At 36.6% G+C, this 20,470-nt stretch carries 19 protein-coding genes and 1 pseudogene; 13 read left to right on the plus strand and 7 right to left on the minus strand.

Annotated features, from left to right (window positions below):
• Positions 1-32: 32 nt before the first annotated feature.
• From NQ185_RS17660 to NQ185_RS17670, 3 genes are read right to left on the minus strand one after another with little or no spacing between them, the layout of a single operon-like run.
• Positions 33-941, minus strand: a complete 909-nt coding sequence (locus NQ185_RS17660; RefSeq protein WP_257583350.1) for a glycine betaine ABC transporter substrate-binding protein — start codon at positions 939-941, stop codon at positions 33-35.
• A complete protein-coding gene (locus NQ185_RS17665; RefSeq protein WP_257583351.1) occupies positions 938-1,786 on the minus strand; it encodes an ABC transporter permease in 849 nt (282 codons plus the stop codon). Before NQ185_RS17665 ends, NQ185_RS17660 begins: the two co-directional genes overlap by 4 nt.
• Positions 1,787-3,028 (minus strand): quaternary amine ABC transporter ATP-binding protein, encoded by a 1,242-nt coding sequence (locus NQ185_RS17670; RefSeq protein ID WP_257583352.1) that lies wholly within the window; start codon positions 3,026-3,028, stop codon positions 1,787-1,789. It lies immediately after the preceding gene.
• Positions 3,029-3,270: 242 nt separating this feature from the next.
• Between NQ185_RS17670 and NQ185_RS17675 the strand changes: the two genes are divergently transcribed.
• The gene (locus tag NQ185_RS17675; RefSeq protein ID WP_257583353.1) at positions 3,271-3,810 is read left to right on the plus strand and encodes a GbsR/MarR family transcriptional regulator; all 540 of its coding nucleotides are present in this window, start codon (positions 3,271-3,273) and stop codon (positions 3,808-3,810) included.
• A 340-nt stretch (positions 3,811-4,150) separates the two neighbouring features.
• On the opposite strand, the gene NQ185_RS17680 is transcribed toward NQ185_RS17675, so the two are convergent.
• Complete coding sequence (locus NQ185_RS17680) at positions 4,151-4,867, minus strand: YqcI/YcgG family protein (protein WP_257583354.1); 717 nt, start codon at positions 4,865-4,867, stop codon at positions 4,151-4,153.
• A 150-nt stretch (positions 4,868-5,017) separates the two neighbouring features.
• Between NQ185_RS17680 and NQ185_RS17685 the strand changes: the two genes are divergently transcribed.
• From NQ185_RS17685 to NQ185_RS17695, 3 genes are all read left to right on the plus strand, one after another.
• Positions 5,018-6,004, plus strand: a complete 987-nt coding sequence (locus tag NQ185_RS17685) for a Gfo/Idh/MocA family protein (RefSeq protein ID WP_308784614.1) — start codon at positions 5,018-5,020, stop codon at positions 6,002-6,004.
• 202 nt (positions 6,005-6,206) lie between these two features.
• On the plus strand, positions 6,207-7,229 hold the full coding sequence (locus NQ185_RS17690) for a multicopper oxidase domain-containing protein (RefSeq protein WP_257583355.1): 1,023 nt from the start codon (positions 6,207-6,209) through the stop codon (positions 7,227-7,229).
• Positions 7,230-7,441: 212 nt separating this feature from the next.
• Complete coding sequence (locus NQ185_RS17695; RefSeq protein WP_257583356.1) at positions 7,442-7,804, plus strand: hypothetical protein; 363 nt, start codon at positions 7,442-7,444, stop codon at positions 7,802-7,804.
• Between the two features lie 2 nt (positions 7,805-7,806).
• Here NQ185_RS17695 and NQ185_RS17700 read toward each other — a convergent pair whose 3' ends face one another.
• Positions 7,807-8,196, minus strand: coding sequence for a hypothetical protein (locus tag NQ185_RS17700; RefSeq protein WP_257583357.1), 390 nt, complete (start codon positions 8,194-8,196; stop codon positions 7,807-7,809).
• 160 nt (positions 8,197-8,356) lie between these two features.
• Here NQ185_RS17700 and rlmD point away from each other — a divergent pair, with 160 nt between their 5' ends.
• From rlmD to NQ185_RS17720, 5 genes are all read left to right on the plus strand, one after another.
• Complete coding sequence (rlmD, locus tag NQ185_RS17705) at positions 8,357-9,733, plus strand: 23S rRNA (uracil(1939)-C(5))-methyltransferase RlmD (protein ID WP_257583359.1); 1,377 nt, start codon at positions 8,357-8,359, stop codon at positions 9,731-9,733.
• 1,768 nt (positions 9,734-11,501) lie between these two features.
• The gene (locus NQ185_RS17710) at positions 11,502-11,702 is read left to right on the plus strand and encodes a cold-shock protein (protein ID WP_057775982.1); all 201 of its coding nucleotides are present in this window, start codon (positions 11,502-11,504) and stop codon (positions 11,700-11,702) included.
• 507 nt (positions 11,703-12,209) lie between these two features.
• Complete coding sequence (locus tag NQ185_RS17715) at positions 12,210-12,401, plus strand: hypothetical protein (RefSeq protein WP_257583361.1); 192 nt, start codon at positions 12,210-12,212, stop codon at positions 12,399-12,401.
• Positions 12,402-12,719: 318 nt separating this feature from the next.
• Positions 12,720-12,992 (plus strand): nucleotidyltransferase domain-containing protein, encoded by a 273-nt coding sequence (locus tag NQ185_RS20390; protein ID WP_373370828.1) that lies wholly within the window; start codon positions 12,720-12,722, stop codon positions 12,990-12,992.
• Between the two features lie 10 nt (positions 12,993-13,002).
• Entirely contained in the window at positions 13,003-13,362 is a 360-nt protein-coding gene (locus NQ185_RS17720) for a hypothetical protein (RefSeq protein ID WP_257583362.1), read from the plus strand.
• An 870-nt stretch (positions 13,363-14,232) separates the two neighbouring features.
• On the opposite strand, the gene NQ185_RS17725 is transcribed toward NQ185_RS17720, so the two are convergent.
• Positions 14,233-14,808 carry a dihydrofolate reductase family protein gene (locus NQ185_RS17725; protein ID WP_257583363.1) on the minus strand — a complete coding sequence of 192 codons (576 nt, stop codon included), beginning with the start codon at positions 14,806-14,808 and terminating at the stop codon, positions 14,233-14,235.
• 957 nt (positions 14,809-15,765) lie between these two features.
• Here NQ185_RS17725 and nagZ point away from each other — a divergent pair.
• On the plus strand, positions 15,766-17,562 hold the full coding sequence (gene nagZ / locus NQ185_RS17730; RefSeq protein ID WP_257583364.1) for a beta-N-acetylhexosaminidase: 1,797 nt from the start codon (positions 15,766-15,768) through the stop codon (positions 17,560-17,562).
• Positions 17,563-17,817: 255 nt separating this feature from the next.
• Here the strand turns inward: nagZ and NQ185_RS17735 are convergent.
• Positions 17,818-19,050, minus strand: a pseudogene (locus tag NQ185_RS17735) (IS110 family RNA-guided transposase).
• A gap of 397 nt (positions 19,051-19,447) precedes the next feature.
• Here NQ185_RS17735 and NQ185_RS17740 point away from each other — a divergent pair.
• Genes NQ185_RS17740 through NQ185_RS17750 form a run of 3 tightly spaced genes read left to right on the plus strand, consistent with a single transcriptional unit; the run spans position 19,448 to position 20,271 of the window.
• On the plus strand, positions 19,448-19,627 hold the full coding sequence (locus NQ185_RS17740; protein ID WP_257583365.1) for a helix-turn-helix transcriptional regulator: 180 nt from the start codon (positions 19,448-19,450) through the stop codon (positions 19,625-19,627).
• Positions 19,624-19,980 carry a hypothetical protein gene (locus tag NQ185_RS17745; protein WP_257583366.1) on the plus strand — a complete coding sequence of 119 codons (357 nt, stop codon included), beginning with the start codon at positions 19,624-19,626 and terminating at the stop codon, positions 19,978-19,980. The genes NQ185_RS17740 and NQ185_RS17745 overlap by 4 nt, the downstream gene beginning before the upstream one ends.
• Positions 19,981-19,992: 12 nt before the next feature.
• The gene (locus NQ185_RS17750) at positions 19,993-20,271 is read left to right on the plus strand and encodes a DUF3784 domain-containing protein (RefSeq protein ID WP_257583367.1); all 279 of its coding nucleotides are present in this window, start codon (positions 19,993-19,995) and stop codon (positions 20,269-20,271) included.
• The last annotated feature ends 199 nt before the right edge of the window (positions 20,272-20,470 follow it).

The raw sequence follows: 20,470 nt of genomic DNA on the forward strand, positions 1-20,470 counted from the left end.
TAAGCCCTCCATAAACGAAGGGCTTATTCATATTAGTTTTTAAGATCCTCAATCGAATCAATATCCATATAAGTTGGTACAGTAAGACCGATTTTTACATTCTCCATGCTGATTCCAATGTCTTCAAACTTACCTTCAAATTTTTCTGCATACGATTGGTGGGTAACAGGGAGCCAACCAGCGAGTAATGCATCCGCGCTTCCATCAGCTACCGCTGTCCACATTGGTCCAGCTTCTACTTGTAAAATCGTCACATCATATCCTAAATCTTCAAGAACTAATTTCATGACATTTGTACTTGCAATTGTACTATCCCAAGCTACATACACTAGCTTAATTGCATCACCATCTACTTTATTTACACCATCTGTCCATGAAGCTACTTTTTCCGCATTTTCATCTATCCAGTTTTGAGCAGCCACTTCTGGTTTTTCGCCATCTTGAATTTCCACCATAATGGCACCCATATCTTTGTCTTCCCATTTAAACTGTTGAAGAACTTTGTATGCTTCAGGATGATCCTCTTTTAATCCGAGTCGCCCGATTGAATGAATCTCTTCGGCACCACCATATACCCCTTTAGGATCTTCTAAATACTTCAAGTCATACTTTGAAAACATCCAGTGCGGGTTCCATCCTGTAATAATAATTGGTTTTTCCTTATCATAAGCCTTTTTCAAAGAAGCTGTCATTGCAGCACCAGAACCAGATACAAGCTCCCAATCATCAAGTTCATATTCCTTAAGAGCTTCTTCAGTTGCCTGCATGATACCAGCCCCAGGATCAATTCCCGTAATTTTGTAATTTACACTTTTACCGACTGATTCAGAATCAGATTTCGAATCACCATTTGAGCTAGCATTATCGCTTCCACATGCCGCAAGTCCGAGCGCTAAAACCCCAGCTAATCCTAATCCTGTTACTTTTTTAAAAAAATTCATGATTCATTTCCCCCTTGTTTTTGCTTTCCAGCATGCTGCGTAATTCTATCTAAAATAATTGCCACGATAACAATGGCCAATCCTGCTTCAACGCCGACACCTGTTTTTAATTGTGTGACAGCACGGTATACTTCTTCACCAAGTCCTGGAGCACCTACCATGGAGGCAATAACCACCATTGATAATGCCAACATAATGCTTTGATTGATCCCAGCCATAATTGTGGGCATGGCAAGCGGGATTTGGACTTTCATTAATTTTTGCCCAGTAGTGGAACCAAAAGCTTCTGTCGCTTCAATTAAATCCTCCGGTACTTGACGGATGCCAAGAGTAGTTAATCTGATGGTCGGAGGCATGGAAAAAATGACGGATGCCACGATCCCAGGCACAACCCCGATATTGAAAAAGAAAATAGCGGGTAATAAATACACAAATGCAGGCATTGTTTGCATAAAATCGAGAATAGGAGTTACGATTTTCCTTACGGTTCCCTTTTGCGAAGCCCAGATTCCAATCGGTATTCCTATTATGATTGAAATGACAACGGCCGTAACGACTAGGGCAAGCATTTGCAGCATTGGATCCCAGTAGCCTAAATAATCAATAATCAGAAAGCCAATTAAAGAAAATAGAGCTATTTTTTTATTAGCAACCCACCAAGCGATGAGCCCGAACAGTAGGGCTAGAATAATAGATGGAATAAATCCAAGTCCGTTCACAATACCATCCACAGTTCCTTCTAAAAAAGCAGTTATACCATCAAAAACCGTACCAAAAGTATCAATTAGCCAATCTAGTAGCTGATCAATCCAAGAGGCGAGTGGAATACGTGGAATTTTATCCATTTAATTCACCTCCCTTAATTGATCCGAATCATCTTGACCATTAATAAAATCATTGTCTCCTGCCAATGCACCAATAAGTGCACCGCGAATAATAATTCCCTGAAGGCGATTTTCTTCATTTACAACTGCAACTGGAATAGCGGCAGTGGAAACGACATTGAAAAGATCGGTGAGCAACGTATCTGAAGTAACCGTAGTGATGTTTTCAATGAGGACATCTTGGAGAGATTGATTATTTTCAGAAGCGATATTTGCATCTTGTGCTGTAACAGCCCCTAGAAGGCGATTTTGTTTATCAACGATATAAATGGATGAGATTCCGTGATGTTTCATTAGTCTTAAAGCGACTCTAGGTCCTCTATCTAGCTGAACGGTTTCTGCAGATTTCATTATATGGCTAGCCGTTAAAACCTTCGATAGATCGACATCTTCTACAAATCTCTCAACATATTGATTGGATGGGTTCATTAATATTTCTTCAGGAGAACCAACTTGGACAATTTCACCATCTTTCATTAGGGCTATTCTGTCACCGATTCGAAGGGCTTCATCAAGATCGTGTGTAATGAAGATGATTGTTTTACCCATTTCATCATGCAACTGCAGTAATTCATTTTGCATATCCTTGCGAATAAGGGGGTCTAATGCACTGAACGCTTCATCCATCAATAAAATATCCGGATCATTAGCAAGGGCTCTCGCAAGACCGACTCTTTGCTGCATGCCACCACTTAGCTGATTCGGATATTGATCTTCATATCCCTCTAAGCCAACAAGCTTTAATGCTTCCTTTGCGGATTTTTTACGAATGTCCTTTTCTACTCCTTGGACTTCAAGCCCGTATTCCGTGTTTTCCAATATGGTCCGATGAGGAAAAAGGGCAAACTTTTGAAACACCATGCCAATTTTCTTTCTTCTAACTTCGCGTAATTGCTCCTTGTTTAAAGAAACAATATCCTGCCCATCTAGTAAAACTTGGCCAGATGTTGGTTCTATTAATCGATTTAGCATTCTAACGAGTGTGGATTTACCACTTCCTGACAAGCCCATAATGACGAAAATTTCACCATCATGCACATCAAAGTTAGCGTTTTTCACTCCAACCGTTGCACCTGTCATTTTTAGAATTTCGTTTTTATTTTTTTCTTCTTGTAAAAACTGCGCGGCCCTTTTTATGTTTTTGCCAAATATTTTCGTCACATTTTTTACTTCAATTTTTTTCTTTGCTAAAACTTCCTTCATGATTTCATCCCCTTCGTTACTTATACAAGTTTAGAGGAACATCAGCTTATACCTCAAACTTCATATATCTCCATATTAAGTCTGTATTGTACGTACAGAATAAACTGTACAAAGTATTCCTTTATCATACGCAGTAATCCTCCCGAATGCTCCAATTTCCTTCCAAACATGATTCTTTACTTTACGCCTGTGGAATTATAAGCTAAATAATAAAGCCGATTATTGTTTAGGATGTGAACTAAGTGGAAGGCAAAGAACAACTAGACAGAGCACGTGAGAGAATCATCGAGACGATTGCTCAAAATATTGATCTTTACGGAGTTACTCCTTCTGCAGGAAGGTTGTACGGAATGATGTATTTTTATAATAAACCGATAACACTCGACGAAATGAAAGAAGAACTTGGCATGAGCAAAACGAGTATGAGTACAACTGTAAGGGCATTATCGGATTTGAAAATGGTTGAAAGAGTTTGGAAGAAGGGTGTTAGAAAGGACTTATATCAAGTACAAGAGGACTGGTATCAAAGTTTTATCGATTTATTTACAACAAAATGGGATAGCGCCATTTCCATGCATACTCATGCGTTAAAAAAGTCATTATCAGAAATGAAGCAACTCATTTCTGATGAGCATACAAGTGATGAAATCAAAGAATTAGCAAAAATAGATATTGAAAAATTGGAGTATATTCAGGATTATTACGAATGGTTGAACCGAGTAGTAGAGGCATTTGAAAGTCATGATATTTTTACATTGGTACCTAAGAAGGAAAAGGAATAAAGGGGAAAGCCTACCTGGATATGGAAGTCTGTAGTATTCAATTTTATTCAGGGTGTTGATTTGCGCTCCAGGCGGACGCTTTCCGCGGGGCGAGCGGTGAGCCGCTTCAGTCGCTTCGCTCCTTGCAGGGTCTCACCTGTCTCGCTAATCCCGCGACGGACAGGACGTCCTAGTGTCGGCGTTGGCCACAGGACGTGGCCGTCTTAAGCCGACCAGGAGTCGCCGCCTTCCGCTCCAATCAACGGTGCTTATAAAAAGGCAATGTCTTTTAATAAGACGACCTATATCCTCTTTTGGATAGTGGGGTCGTCTTTTTCATTTCTGTTAGAGACAGGACTTTTTACATTTGTTTATGCTGAAAAGGACATTCCCCTTCAATTGGTTTCGCGTCATCTCCGATAAAAAATTGTTTCCATTCGCGATGTTCGGGATCACCATAATGACTGATGTTTGGATGTTTCGGCAATTGATCCCATTTTTCAACTCTTGCTCTGACTTTTTCACGGGACATTATGCCGCCTTTTGTTGTACCTTCCAATCCTTCAAATATTCTGCGTGGCTGGAATCCAAGTATAAGGCTGTTTCCTAAATCTCTCGTTTTTCTTTGTTTATAAGCAGGAGTATTTCCGAAGATAAAAAAAGGCTCCTCTGAAAATATGAAATTCCATAAATGATGGTCAGGGTCTTTTGGATAGTCTTTTGGCCACGGTTTATCATCTTGTTCGTGTAAGAATTGGAGAATTCTCCAAAAATATTCACGATAATATTCGAGCGTCTTTTCTTCTCGTTCAGGCTCAACAAATAGAAAAAATCCATGTCGAATTAATGGTTTTGTTGAATCGAAAAGGGCGATAAATTCTTCTAATGTTTTAGGAAGTGTAGACCAATCATTATGAGTAATATATGAGTAGCGGAGCTCATTTTTTTTCTCTCCCGCCATCCCAAAAGTACAAGGGAATGTTTTGTTCGTAACGATTTTATGAAAATGTTTGTATTCTCTAGCCAGCCATTCAGGGACAATTGATGGGTCGGACATCTCATCTTTAGTCATTAACATTTTAATCACCTCATATAGCGATATTTACCCGATGTGTTTTAGATAAAACAATTAAAAATATATTGCATAACTTTTCACATATTGAGTATATAAAGATATAATTACTTTGTATGATTCTAAGAATCCATAATTAATAGAAGGGAAGTGTCTGTGTTGATCAATGTAGCTTTATTAAGCAGGTGGCATGTACATGCAGATGATTATGCAAGAGGTGCCCGGAACAATAGTAATCTTTCGATTCAATTAGTGTGGGATGAAGATGCAGAACGCGGGAAAAAATGGGCAGAAGAGCTTAACGTACCTTTTGAGGCAGAGTTAGAAAAAGTATTATCTAATCCAAATATTGATGCTGTCATAATTAGCACGCCTACGAGTCTACATAAAGAAGTGATGATTGCAGCAGCGAATCACAAGAAACATATTTTTTCGGAAAAAGTGTTGGCGTTTTCAGTAGAAGATTGCGAAGAAATCTATCAAGCTGTGGAAGCAAATGGCGTTCATTTGATGCTTTCATTGCCTAGATTGACAGAAAGTTATTATTTGTATGCTCAAGAAGCGTTGGATTCAGGCAAGTTAGGGAAATTAACTACAATTCGTTGTCGCTTCGCACATAATGGAGCCGTTCCGAATGAAGGATCCACAAGCGGTTGGCTGCCTGAGCGCTTTTTCAATATGGAAGAAGCGGGCGGCGGTGCATTGATTGACCTTGGTGCCCACCCAATTTATTTAACAAATCGACTAGCGGGAAATGCTGTTTCCGTTCAAGCGAGATTACAACAAACGAACGGACTTGGTGTAGATGATAATGCGATCGTTCTAGTTGAATATGAATCTGGTGCATTAGGTATTTTAGAAACAAGCTTTGTATCGAACGGAAGTCCATTCCAACTTGAGCTTTATGGTACAGAAGGAACTTTCTTATATGAGGATGGACAACTTAGGGTAACCGGAAAACATTTTGAAGGCTGGCAAACTCCGGAGGCACCTGAAGCATTACCAATGCCAATGGAACAGTGGACTGAATGGATTTTGAGTGGTTCAAATCCAACGATTACAAAAGATGATGCGATTCGTTTAACCGCTGTGAATGTGGCAGCTACTCGTTCTCAACAAGAAGGAAAAAGAATCCAGCTTTAATGAATATGGGGTGGCATCTTATAGGGGTGCGCCCCTTTTTTGATACGAATACATATTAATCATCATATATATTGTGAAATAGTGAACAAATTATGACAACGCATTCTTTTGTGATGTGGATCACAAATCAGAGTGTTCATCCCCTTTATATTGAAGATAGCAAATAAGTACTATCATATAAAATAAAGGGAGACGAAAAACCATGAGAAAATTACTTGGTGTTGGAATGTCAGTTGTATTGATCGCCGGTGTGCTTGCTGGTTGTGCAGGGAATTCGTCTGAAAAGGTTACTAGTATAGAGCACCATGTAAATGCAGCTGTAAAAACGGAACAGGATGTATTTGGTCCACATGAAGGACTAAATCAAAAACCAATACCTGTTAAATTCGAAAGAATCGGAGAGCATGAAGTCAATATTGAAATGACAGCACAAATCACAGATATTGAAATTGCAAAAGACAAGTTTTACAAAGCATGGACGTTTAACGGAGAAGCACCAGGACCACTTCTCGTTGTAAACGAAGGAGATTTGATTCATTTTACAATGGATAATATGGACCCGGCTATTCCACATAGCATCGATATACACGCTGTTCATACTTCACCATCCAAAAACTTTGCAGATGTTATGCCAAATGAACACGGAACATTTACGTATCCTGCGAATAATCCAGGTGTCTTCATGTACCACTGTGGAACAGATCCTGTTTTATCACATATCGCAAACGGAATGCATGGAGTCATGATAGTAAAACCAAAGGATGGCTATCCTACTGATGATCAAGTCGATCGCGAATATGTTTTAATCCAAAACGAATGGTATAAATACAATGATTTTAATGATTTTCTAGACGGAAACCCTAGTGAAGTCGTATTCTCTACAAAAGCATTAAAAGAAGGAGATCGCAACACAAATGGCGATACTTTTAGCTTAAAAGATGAACCTTTGATTGCTAAAGTCGGAGAAAAAGTGAGAATTTATGTAAACAATGTAGGACCAAACCAAGTAAGCTCTTTCCACGTAGTCGGAACGATTATGGATGATGTGTATCTTGATGGAAACCCTGCGAACCACTTAAAAGGCATGCAAACAGTATTACTACCAGCAAGTGGTGGAGCAGTTGTCGAATTCACTGTAACAGAGGAAGGCGATTATCCGATTGTTACGCATCAATTCAATCATGCGAGCAAAGGTGCTGTAGCGAAGTTGCGAGTCGAGAAATAAATAAAAGAGGATGAAATCGTGAAAGGTTTCATCCTCTTTTATATTTTCAAAGGTCAATTTCATGACAGGCTTCAAATATTCTGCAATTCCATATTTTCTAATGCTAGCGAAGAAAAAGTGATCAAAATGAAATAAAAGTGTCATTTGTATCTTGTAAGGAAAGCATAAATGCAATATTCTTTACCAATAACTTGCATCATTCGAGGTGTCCAATGTATACAAAAATTTTAGGTATTATTGTTGGCGGGTTAACAATTCTAGCAGCAATAGGATTTGGAATACTGTTTTTAATAGGGATGGGTTTATCAAATGATCAATCCTCATCTGTCAGTCCAGCGGCAACGATCATAATAGTTCTTCTACTTTTTGGGTTAATTACTGGGATTGGGCCATTCAAGCTAAAAAACAAAACATGGAAAACTTTTTATATTGGATTTTGTTTAATCCTTGGAATATGCTTTGTCCTCTTCTTTATAATTTCTATTGGAGCGATAGGTTCGATAAATGAATATTTCATTTTAGGTTTAGGGCTAATTTATTTGGGATTAGGTTATTTAGCTTTTAGGAAAAAATAGAATTAACCTCTCTTCTTTTTAAAAAATGCTAAATCCATGAAGGATAAACCTAAAGCACACCCTAACCCAATAAACAAGAATCCATACGAAGAATTCTTTGTCGGCTGAATAAAGTAAATTAAAATATAATTCGATGCACTAAATAAAATAAACAAAGTAATAAACTTCAATATTCTTTTTCTAAATTCTTCCCCTGTTAATGTCCGTATGTTTACAAGTGCTACAATACACATATATAAAGCATAAATTAGAAGATAAATGACATAACCTATTACAAATCTGATAGAGAATAGATTATCAATATCTTTATATACAATAATCAATGTAATGATTGTACCGAATATAAATAGTGAGAATAAAATGATATTTAGTAGTGAAAATTTTTTATCCACATCACACCGCCAAAAGTTCTTTTTAATATATATTATCTCAAAATGAAAAGACTTTGTTAAATGGAAGTTTCTATAACCCATTTTCAGTTGCTCTTTATGGACTAGAAGCAAACTATGTTACAATCATTAAAGTAAAAATGCACTGAAAAGGAAGACGATGATGGCTAAATTTCAAGCACCGGTTAATAAAAATGATTATATAGATGTTACATTTGAGGATTTGACACATGACGGGAACGGAGTGGCGAAAGTCGAAGGATATCCACTTTTCGTCCCGAATGGATTGCCAGGGGAAAAAGCGAAAATAAAAGTTGTGAAATTGAGTAAAGGCTACGGATTCGGTCGTTTAATCGAACTTTACGAAGAAAGCGCATATCGAGTGGAACCGGAATGTCCGATTTATAAAGAGTGTGGCGGCTGCCAGCTCCAGCATTTGAGCTACGAAGGACAAATGATGGCTAAAGAAAAGCAAGTCCGGGATGTTTTGGAACGGATTGGAAAACTTGAAAATGTGACAGTTCATCCAGTACTAGGTATGGAAGAACCATGGCGTTATCGAAATAAATCGCAAGTTCCAATTGGTGAGCATGAAGGTGGGCTAATAGGCGGATTTTATCAAAGAAGAACCCATGACATCATCGATATGGAAAAATGCCTTATTCAAATGGAGGAGAACGACGTCATCCTGCAAAAGGTTAAGGAAATTTGCAGTCTTTATGGTGTTAAGGCGTATAATGAACAAAATCATAAAGGAACGTTACGGCATGTAATGGCACGCACTGGAAAAGCTACGGGTGAAATGATGATCGTATTGATCACCCGTACAGTTGAATTGCCTAACGCTAAACAAATTGTGGCGGAAATTGTAAATGGAATACCAGGCGTTAAGTCCATCGTACAAAACGTCAATACAAAATGGACAAACGTCATTTTTGGCGATCAAACAAAGGTAATATGGGGCGAAGAAGTCATTTATGATTATATAGGAGACATCAAGTTTGCCATTTCAGCACGTTCTTTTTATCAAGTGAATCCAGATCAAACAAAAGTCCTTTATGATAAAGCCCTCGCATACGCGAATTTGAGCGGAGAAGAAACGGTAATAGACGCATATTGTGGAATTGGGACAATCTCATTATTTTTAGCCCAAAAAGCTAAAAAAGTGTACGGAGTCGAAATTGTACCTGAAGCAATTGAGGACGCCAGACAAAATGCAGAACTAAACGGCATCACCAATGTAGAATTTGCAGTAGGGGAAGCTGAAACGGTTATTCCAAATTGGTACAAACAAGGAATCCAGGCAGATGTTCTTGTAGTGGATCCACCACGAAAAGGCTGCGACCAAGCATTGCTTGATACGATTATTAACATGAAACCGAAGAAAGTTGTATACGTGTCATGTAATCCCGCGACATTGGCAAGAGATTTGCGTATTTTGGAGGATGGGGGATATAAGGCAGTGGAAGTGCAGCCGGTGGATATGTTTCCGCAGACCAATCACGTGGAGTGCTGTGCGTTGATAGAATTGATTATGTAAAACAATAATAAACTCTACCCAGTTAAAATAAACATCTCTCATTCCGACCCCGATTTCGTGAAAATAAACATTTCCGATTTCGAGGTCTTTTTCATGCTCATCCCTTGTCCTGTCTCGGTTTACTTTTATTTCCCTTATGCAACATTTTGAGAGAACTTTATTTTAACTCACGAAAAAAAGTGAAAAAAATGCGGAAAAACGGCCATTTTTGAATCAAAAAAGGTCCAAAATGGGATTCGGTCGGAAAACTTTATTTTAACGGGGACGGTGGAATGCGGGTTTAGACCGGGTGATTTCGGAGGGGGTTATATTGGTTGTACATAGTAGGAGAAATAATTGAAGGTGGGTTTGTAATATTTCATACATAATGTGGAATAAAGGAGTGAAGAAGAAGAGTATAATATGTAAAATTGCATGGGATTTTTCAAAGTGTGTAACTGTTGAAACAATTAAAAGGCTAGGAGCGGATAGTTAGCAGTTGTAGAAAAATAAAAATGTTTGATCATTTAAAATAAAACATGAACATAAAGAAGATTGATATAAAACTTGTAACGAATGCTAGTTTGTGATGAAATACACTTAAACGATCGGGCAGTCTAGTAAAAAAGAAGACTAAGAGCTGAAACTTATAATTACATCATTCGTATAAAAGGAATGTACAAAATGATAAAAATAGTATTATTCAACAAGCAATTTAAACACAGAAATTCTAACTATGAGCAGAACTGTTTATAAATAATTATTTTCTTGAAGGGAGCATTACCCCCATGCAAAGGATAAAATTTATGGTTAAAGTATTTCTTAATGAACCTTTGTGGTTTAAATTACTAATCACTATAACTTTCCTTACTTCAATTATTCTAAGCAGTTCATCTTTTTCAAATTACGCTTATATGCAAAGTTTTTCGAAATTAGCTGCCGCTATCTTCTTTCTAACATATGGTCTTAAAATTAGAAGGAATTTTAAAAAGGCAATCATATTGTATGTTTGCACCACCATATGTATTTACCTCTCTATCGCCTCAATATTTTAACTATTTTTTGTTGAAGTAATTGTACGAATGGATTCTTTACTTCAATAAGGAGTAAAGTCTTCTTCTTCTTCAACTAACGGTCAGAAAAAGGGAACAAAAAATTCAACAAAAAGCAATAGAAATGGGTTTGAAGTAACAATGTTATATGTTGCTTTAAATGAATATCGAAAGGATTGCGATGAGAGTTAAAAATGGTGGTCATCATATTCCAACTGAAGATGTTATTAGAAGAAGTGTAACTTAATTTAAAAATCTTTATGATTACGCAAATATTATTGATTACCTAGTTTTAATTGATAACAGTGAAGTTTGCGGGCAAGTTGTACTAAAATAAATAAGGGGATTGTTACCTTTGAATCAAATAGGTTACCCGAATGGTCACTTCCATTCTGGAAACAGTTTAAAAGGGGTTCGCTAGGTAATTTATGAGGTGAACAGTTTAGTTGTCGTGATCTAGTCCCACGGGTGCGTCCGTTCTACCCCGGCTATATCAATCTATAAATTGAATAAAAAATAGTCGGCCAGATTTCTCTGGCTGACCTTATAATACGAAATGGGTGCGATTGTTGAAGAATTAGGGTTCCTTGCAAACAATATTAAAAAATGCTATTCTGAAATTGAATTATTTTTGTTCGGTGTAAAGGATAGTATTAGTAAAAATTTTTCGTCTTGATGATCACTGAGAGCAAGGATAGTAATAAATTGGTGTGCTAACACACTAGGAGGCAACAAACATGGAAAAAGGTAAAGTAAAATGGTTTAATGGCGAAAAAGGTTTCGGATTCATCGAACGTGAAGGTGGAGAAGACGTATTCGTTCATTTCTCAGCTATCCAAGGCGAAGGGTACAAAACATTAGAAGAAGGTCAAGAAGTGACTTTTGATGTTGAGCAAGGTCAACGTGGAGCACAGGCAGCTAACGTTCATAAGGCTTAATTATAATGCCAAAAATAGACAGACTCATTTTAGAGTCTGTTTTTTATTTCTCTAAAAAAACAAAAATCCCTACTCATTAATGAGTAGGGAACAGGAAAACAGTAAATCAAATGGTTAACACATTTTAACATATAATTTGTTGGATTCCTAATTTCCATCACCTAAACTGAAAGTATCTACTAAAATAGAATCGAACGAAAAAGTGATCATTGTGAATGATTGTACTTAAACTACCATGAAAAATAAACTTCTTAAACCTTGAAAAAAACAATACCAAAGAAAACCTGCCTCATATTAAAAAAATAAGGGAGCTCACGGGTCATTGATCTATGGATTTGTTGACTGATTGTAAACAGTAGGGTCATACCAACATATTTTCATTCTCTGTGGTGAAGCAGTGATTTCCGCTTCATGGATGGCTAACGGGGCAGATTCCTTTAATAGTGAAACTTTAATTTTTCTAAATTCGTATACAGGGTATTAATATAAATTATGGAGGTGTCAAATGTGTCTAAAGAAGTTATTTTCATCTTAGTTATAGTATCTATGGCTATATGGATTACGGTGTCTCGAGAGGCTGTGAAACCTTCAAAAGAGATAAACTGGCGGAAAATGATAACTTTACTGTCTGCAGGAACTTTATCTGCATTAGTTATAACCATTACGCTTTTTCAAAGCCTGCCGTTATTGTTCCGTTAACGGGGTGCGATAGTCCAAGAAGGATTATCGCTTATTTTTGTTGAAGTTATTGTACTCCATCAGTAAGATAAGATTATCCCTCGAATACTCACTTATTCGCAGGATTTCAAATCACTTGAAAGATAAATAAGGGATTGATTAAATGAGTTTTGACAATTTGGCTACATGAAGGCGTACTTAAATAAAGGAGGCAGTGATAGCTCCAATAATTTCCATATAATGTACGTATTCTCCACGCCACCCTTGGAGGTTTTCACTCCCATGTCTAACGGGGCAGGTTAGTGGAACAAAGTGTAATTAATAAAACAACAAAGTTCCTTGATAAAGGGGGATAGATTTATAAACGAAAATGTATTATTCGAAAAAGTAACAAGGCATCTAAAACAAAAATATGATTATCATACGATTATATTATACGGTTCATACAGTAGAGACGATTTTACAGAAGAAAGTGACTTGGATATTGTTTGTTTTTCAGATATAACCGAGGATAAGAATGACGTGGAATCTTATGAAGGTAAACAATTAGATGTTTGGATATATAATACAGAAAAGATGGAAAAATCCCTCACAATTTTTGCGAAACAATAAAGGGAAAATATTGTTAAATGATAAGGGTTTCGCCAATAAGTTTTTGTCGGAGATTGAGAATATATTTAAAAACGGTCCAAAAAAACTATCGAATGAAGAAAAGCAGTTTTTGAAGGGCAGGCTAAGAAAAATGTATCTACGCTCCAAAAAAAATGACATAGAAGGTAATTATAGGTTGTATTGGATGCTTAAAGACAGCTTGGAAATCTACTTTGAACTAAAAGGTTTATGGTATTTAGGATCAAAAAAAGCAATCACTTGGCTTAGAGAAAACGATGAGGTTGCTTATACCCTTTTCAGCAATGCTTTTGCAAAAGATGCAAAAAACAATAACATTCAGCAATTACTTGAATACTTGAACGAAATGTAGGGGTTTCTTATTCTACTACCATGAAAATTAAATTCTGTAACTTCAGGAAACTGGCCATACTTAAATAGACGCAGCTCAAAATTACCCCCGAAATAATCTTCAATAATCTATCCCCGATTACCCTTGAAGACATTTACAAATCCATATTGATGTATCCTAGTCTTTTCTTTATTAACCGGATTAGGGATTAGACGATCTCCTTTTTTAAAAAACTGATTGGTGTTTTACTTTGGATTGTAAGTTAATCATACCCAAGCTCCTAATTAAAAATCAAAGTTATTAGGTTCGAGGGTACAAGTTTTTTTAAATTACCGTTATAAATCATCTGTAAAGCTACTAGAACAGTATAGAACCACAATTCCTTAATTGCTCTTTCAGCAAATCCTACAATGAAACTATCAGCGTAAAATAGTTTCTACTAAACCTTGCCCCCAAAAAAAAGCGTCTTATTTGCCTCTATTCACTATATTTTCTTTTATAAATCTATGATGAATAACAAAAACTATGATTGGGGATTCATTATTGAAGATTTTTTCAATATTCATGACTTTTTTCTCCTGGTGTTTGTTTTGTGGTAACCCCCGTTTAATTAGGATGATGGGAGAATCCCAATTGATTGGGTTTGTAGGGCAAATATCTCCTAATTCTGTTTTGGGAAATAAGCATTATGGATTTTCACTGGTGAGCTGTGTCTGAATTTAGGGAGTAGATTTAATTGAGAATTGTTAAAATCTTAATGGTTTAAGGATTTAAGATAAAGGCTATGTTAAATTCTAATGTTGATTTGTGACCATAAGAAAACCGCCTTTGTGAAAAGGCGGCTAATTGAGCTATCGTCTCCCGTTAGCGTAATCACCTTTAGTGACAAGGTCATCTTACCTTCTGGTAAACGAGACCTATAGCTCCAGAATCAAAGGTCTTGTTTTCGACTAGCTTAAGATTGATCCTTTCCTTGAGACCTTGGAATAACGGCAATCCCATACCGATCAGGACGGGAGAAACCGTAATTTTATACTCATCAATTAAATCAAGCTGCATAAGGTGGTGTGCGAACCTAGGACTGCCAAGGATGACCATATCCTTGCCTTGCTGCTGTTTGAGGTTATTGATCTCTTCCTCGACATCTTCTTTCACGAGTCTGGAATTATTCCATTCGACTTTCTCCAGCGTCGTGGAAAAAACGATTTTGGCTGTCTTTTCGATCCACTCGGCATGATTCCGTTCATGCTGCGAAGCTGATGGGTTTGAGGGCACAGATGGCCAGTAACTGTGCATCATCTGATAAGTTCCACGTCCCCAAATGACAGTGTCTGCAGTACTCAGAATTACTTTCGCATGTTTCTCCAAATCAGCATCGTAGGAAACCCAGCCAATGTCCATTTCACCATTCGGCCCTTCTACAAAACCGTCAAGCGATGCGTGCAGAAATAGAACGAGTTTTCTCATTTTCAGTTCTCCTTTGTTCATGAGGAATATCTACCTTATACATTAACTACATTTTAGCAAAATTCAAGCAAGGCCCAAATATGTGTCCTCGTTGCACATGACCGTCAGACAATGCATAGAATAATCGTTCGTAATTATCAAATATCAACATTAAGGTTTAACAAAGCCAAGATAAAAGGTGAATTGCAAGATTAATGGAGAATGGTAATGTTTTGGATCGTTTTGAAAGGGGGAAATCTGGAAGATAAAGATGAAGTGTGAGATTGATGCAGTTGTTTATTTTTGACTACAAGAATAGCATATCATGAAAAGTCGACCCTTGAGTTGACAATTTGTCAAGACTTCGCAGAGATTCATTAGCCCGAAAATCCTGTAAATGGACTAGAACAAGGTAAGGAATAGAAAAGTTTTATGAAGTAGTTGTGAAAGTTATGATACTCATATCAACAAAAAAACAATCAGTAGCCTGAAGTGCTATCCTTCATCAAAGGAAGGTGGGCAAGAAGAAATAAATATAATCGGATTTGGAGCAAGGAAGTACTAATAAAATCTTGAGACTAAAGGGTCCCATCATTCCCAAGACACCGAAAGGAGGAATTAAAATGATCCACACATTCAAGCTTCACTACCAGGAAGTGCAAGAATTGCAAGAAGGTTGAACATTAATTACAAACAGGTAAACGAATATTTTGAAGGAATGTTTCCCAGAATAACAGCATGATATAAAGACCACGTTGAATTTGCTAAAAAAATAAATTTGGACTTTCTATTAATGAAAAATTTGCAATATAAATGGTTGAAACTTATAGCCTTATGAACTTTTCTTGAGGAAGAGCGATAACTTTTTTTAGATTAAAAGGATTATTATTCCATTGACTACAATTGAAATATTGAACTACAGTTGTAGTTAATTGATAATTAGAGGAGAGCTAAAAAGGTAGAAAGGGGGATTGGAACATGAGAAGGAAAAGAAAAAGGGCTTCTCGAAATCAACTACGTATTTTTACGATCCTACTATTAATGTTTGCCTTAATCATTGGAGTTTATTTTGCAATCAAAGAAAATGGTAGCGAACAAACGCCAGTTAAAGAAAGCCCAATAATAACTAATCCATCCGATACTAAACCTTCCGGTAAAAATACAGTGGACTCGAAGAATAATCAGAATTCAAATCTTGAGAAATTAGTAGAGGAAACGTTTTCCTTATCCAAGGTAGGTAAGGTTCCGAACATTTCTTTTGTTTCTGGTGAAACAGAATGGAAGGAAGTAAATAAAGAGTGGGGAAAATCAGACCATATTTCGGAAACTGCTAAAGGTAGGTATGAGGAATACTTAAGGCATCATTCTACAATCGGCTACGCCGATCAGACTGTGAATGATATACGATCTTATGATTCAGAACTTCAAATTATTTCTTTAAATGAAATTAAGAAAACTGGTGGCGAACCAGATGCCATACGATATTATAAAGATTCAACTCATGACCAAATGATACTTGTCTATCATGCAACGGATTCTACTGATTTATTATGGGTTTTACCTATAAAAACAGAACAGGAGCCAAATCCTAAAGTTGACCATATCTCACTCTATACACAGCTTGAAAAGACACCAAATCAACAAGCACAAGTTGAAAAAAAGCCGAATCAACAAGAAAATCAAACCATTTCAGAAGTAATTTCTAAAATGAGTTTAGAAGATAAAATTGGGCAGATGATTCTTGCAGGGATTTCTGGGACCACGATGGATGCAAACTCAAAAAAATTAATAAGCCAATTCCATGTCGGAGGAATTATTTTTTACAAAAATAATTTCGAAACCACTGCACAAACCATTCAACTTGTTAATCAAATGAAAGCTGAAAATAGTTCAAATCTACCGCTTTTATTAGGCGCTGATCAAGAGGGGGGCCATGTGACACGATTGCCGGGTGGACTTGCTAACTTTCCTCCAAATAAACAGATTGGAAAGGTAAATAATCCCGAGTTTTCTTATAAAGTCGGAACCCTTTTAGGGCATGAATTAAAAGAATTTGGTTTAAATCTCGATTTTGCACCAGTTCTAGATATTAACAGCAATCCAAAAAACCCTGTTATCGGGGATCGATCATTTGGCAATAATTCGGAAATCGTAAGTAAACTTGGGATTCAAACGATGAAAGGGATTCAGTCACAAAACGTCATCCCTACAATTAAGCATTTTCCTGGTCACGGAGATACATCGGTTGATTCCCATTTAGAACTCCCAATTGTAAATAAAAGCCTTAAGGAACTTAAAGAACTAGAGTTAATTCCGTTTGAACGTGCGATTGATCATGGTTCAGATGTTGTGATGGTCGCCCATATCTTATTGCCCAAATTGGATAAAACCAATCCAGCCTCCATGTCAAAAGCTGTCGTGACGGATCTTCTTAGAAAACAACTTAGTTTCACGGGAGTAATCATAACGGACGATATGACAATGGGGGCTATTACGGAACATTTTGATATTGGCAAAGCAGCGGTAGCGTCAGTAAAGGCAGGAAGCGATATTATTTTAGTGGGACATGACTATAATAATGTTGTGAAGATTGCAGACTCTTTAAAAACTGCTGTTCAAAATGGGGAAATTTCCGAACAAAGATTAAATGAAAGTATAGAAAGAATTATTAAACTAAAAAGGAAATATAGGATTAACGATACGAAAGTAGAAAATCCCAACATAAATGAAATAAATCACTCACTCAATAGTCTTATGAATAATTATTTACATTAATTATTTATATTGATTTGTGATTAACCTTATAATACGAACGGGTGCAATGATTCAAGAAGGATTAATGCACTTTTTTTTTTGAAGTTATTAAACTCCCTCAGTTTGATGCGGATATTTCTAAACCAGCTAATAGTTTGTCAATATTTTTCAATAAAATAATTAAAATAACCATGTTATAATAAAAAAGATCATGCCAAATAACCTTCCATTAGGCTCTTACTGGAAGGTTTTGTTTTATTTAGTTAGATATAGTCATTAAGCTAAATCTTGGAAAGTTGTTCTGTTTTTTAATAAGGCAAAAATCCAATGTAAGAGCTTGTTTACACAAGCGATGACAGCGACCTTAAAAGGCTTTCCTTCTTCACGTTTATTATCATAAAACTCCCGCATTCTTTTATTTCTAGGGAGTATTTCATCTGTGGTTTTCTTCTTACGACAATCACGAATGGCACAACGAACAGCCATATATAGGGCATGTCGAAGTCTGCTTGATCCTCGTTTAGTAATACGGTTTTGAGTAGCTCTAAATTTACCAGACTCAAATACACTAGGATCAACACCAGCGAAAGCTACAAGCTTTTTAGGATGGTTAAAACGATCTATCTCACCGATTTCAGAAATAATCGTGGCGGCGATTTTTTCTCCAATACCGGGGATGGATTTGATAATATTATATTCTTCAATTTCTTTTGCGAGGGCGTCTATCTATGACTTAATCTTGATAGATGCTCTTTGTATTGAAGTATAATGTTAATGTACATACCTAAGCTCAATATATGACTCTGGTAGACTGTCTTTTCAAAAGGGTTACGAGCTGCAGCCTTTTTAAGTTCTAGAGCTTTTTCGCTTGCCCATCTGATTGAACGACTCTTACATAATTCCTTGATCCTGTTCGAGATTGTTTCCTCACTAGCTTTAAATATGTCTTCAGATGACGGAAACTCTTGTAATAATAAGAGTGACACCACAGAATACAGATCACCAAAGACCCCTCGATATTCAGGAAATACCTGATCAAGCACAGCCTGAAATTGAAGCTTAGTTTGAATCATAACGCCCGTAATATTTTCGTGTTGTCTCGTAAGATTCCTAAGGTTTAATAACTGAATTCCTCGCTTTTTATATGGCTCAAATTCCTCTTTGTAATACAATTTGCAGAGTAGGTACGCATCAATCGCATCTGTCTTTACTTTTCTTAGGCTTGAACTCTTCGCCTTATACGAAATTAACGGATTAATAATAATTAATAAATATCCACGTTCATCTAGATATTGGACTACTGGTGTTTGATAGTGTCCAGTTGCTTCTAATCACAGGAGGTTTCTGACCTATTTCTTTCTGGACTTGATTTAAAAACTCTACAAGTAAACCAAGCCCCTCTAGCGTATGAGATACTTTAAAGCTCTTACGAAAAGGTTTGCCTTTATCTACAAAAGCTTGAACCTGACTTTCCCCCTTTGAAATATCCAGACCAACGACTGGATTCATCCTCCATCATCTCCTAACCTCTTATTTGCCGGTACCCCTTTTCCTTCTTGCAGTGTCACAGCTTCGCTTGTTATACGAGATCTAGGTCCCAACCAGCCTCAATCATGTTTCTGCAAGTAGGGGGCAAACTGTTTAGCTAACGGGATCTAGTCCCACGGGCAGTTACGTTTTACCCCGGCTACCGTTATAATAAGACCATATAAAAAATGGTCAACCAGAAATATTTAGCATTCTGGCTAACCTTATAATACGAACGGGGCAGTTTAGTGGAAGAAGAATTTACAACTAAATGTAATATATAATTGACAATTGTAACTTATATGTTGCTATTGTTAGTGAGAGGTTTTTTTCTTAATCAAAGGATATTATTGTTAAAAATTCTGTTAAGTTGAATCGTGTGGGAATAGGGAAACTTACTAAAGGGGAATTAGCGAAAAAGGTCGGTGTCACAAGACAGACCATGAATCTAATAGAAGCCCAAAAATATAATCCGACCATTAAGGTATGTCTACTGATTGCATCAGCATTAAATACATCTATCGAAAAATTATTTTGGATGGAGGACGATGAGAGATGAAAAATTTGTTCAGCTATTTCCCGATCGCTTGCCTCTTAATCATACTTTTTGGTATGGAGGTATCATATACAAAACTGTTTTTAATAGTATTTGCAGCAATTTTGATCGTTCTCGCAAAATATGTTCGAAGCAAAAGGAAGGATGAGGATATAGTATTTGATGACCGAGTGAATGTCAATATTACAAAATGGTCATTGCGTATAGTTTACGTTATGAACTCGGCTCTTTTCCTCTTATTAGTTTTTGAGTATAAAGGAATCTTAGATATAAGTATTCACTTCATTTTAATCTATCTTGTTTTAACTCTTTTCATCCCATTTTATGTAACGCCGTCTATCCTAAAAAAATTCTAAGGAGGAATGATTATGGATGTTAACTTAATATTTTTCGGAGTTGTGTTTCTTGCATTAGGGTTCCTAGTTGGTGTAAAAAAACAAACTTGGCTGCTTGCAGGCTTTAATGAGAAAAGAGTTAAAAATAAAAAGAAGTTGGCAAATTTAGTCGGTGGAACGGGGGCCTTGCTTGGAGGTGTCTTAATTTTTGGAGGCATTTTCTCTATATTTCCAGCCGAATATTTAATGTTTTTTGCAGTAGCAGTCATGTTAGGTCTTGTTGTTTATGTAAATGCTAAATTGGTTGAATAGATTCAACTATACCGTTTGCTAAGAGATCATCTTATTATTGGTATATTTATTGAACTAAGGGGTGCTTTAGTTGTGCGAAATGTTTCTGGCTTAAGTTGAGATTGGTAACAATACTTAGGTAAAGGTCAGACAGTTCCTGTCGGAACTGAAGGGTTATATCGAAGAGCCAAATGAAGGGGTAACGCCCTGAAGGGCTCTC

The organism is Lederbergia panacisoli (assembly GCF_024626525.1).
In the GTDB taxonomy this organism is placed as follows: Bacteria; Bacillota; Bacilli; order Bacillales; family Bacillaceae_C; genus Lederbergia; species Lederbergia panacisoli.

What these genes read in the sequence shown, in the direction of transcription:
- NQ185_RS17690 (WP_257583355.1), top strand. Translation starts at nt 6,207, where the DNA reads ATGAGAAAATTACTTGGTGTTGGAATGTCAGTTGTATTGATCGCCGGT.
- nagZ (WP_257583364.1), top strand. Translation starts at nt 15,766, where the DNA reads ATGAGAAGGAAAAGAAAAAGGGCTTCTCGAAATCAACTACGTATTTTT.
- NQ185_RS17750 (WP_257583367.1), top strand. Translation starts at nt 19,993, where the DNA reads ATGGATGTTAACTTAATATTTTTCGGAGTTGTGTTTCTTGCATTAGGG.
- NQ185_RS17660 (WP_257583350.1), bottom strand. Translation starts at nt 941, where the DNA reads ATGAATTTTTTTAAAAAAGTAACAGGATTAGGATTAGCTGGGGTTTTA.
- NQ185_RS17665 (WP_257583351.1), bottom strand. Translation starts at nt 1,786, where the DNA reads ATGGATAAAATTCCACGTATTCCACTCGCCTCTTGGATTGATCAGCTA.
- rlmD (WP_257583359.1), top strand. Translation starts at nt 8,357, where the DNA reads ATGGCTAAATTTCAAGCACCGGTTAATAAAAATGATTATATAGATGTT.
- NQ185_RS17670 (WP_257583352.1), bottom strand. Translation starts at nt 3,028, where the DNA reads ATGAAGGAAGTTTTAGCAAAGAAAAAAATTGAAGTAAAAAATGTGACG.
- NQ185_RS17680 (WP_257583354.1), bottom strand. Translation starts at nt 4,867, where the DNA reads ATGTTAATGACTAAAGATGAGATGTCCGACCCATCAATTGTCCCTGAA.
- NQ185_RS17695 (WP_257583356.1), top strand. Translation starts at nt 7,442, where the DNA reads ATGTATACAAAAATTTTAGGTATTATTGTTGGCGGGTTAACAATTCTA.
- NQ185_RS17710 (WP_057775982.1), top strand. Translation starts at nt 11,502, where the DNA reads ATGGAAAAAGGTAAAGTAAAATGGTTTAATGGCGAAAAAGGTTTCGGA.
- NQ185_RS17725 (WP_257583363.1), bottom strand. Translation starts at nt 14,808, where the DNA reads ATGAGAAAACTCGTTCTATTTCTGCACGCATCGCTTGACGGTTTTGTA.
- NQ185_RS17745 (WP_257583366.1), top strand. Translation starts at nt 19,624, where the DNA reads ATGAAAAATTTGTTCAGCTATTTCCCGATCGCTTGCCTCTTAATCATA.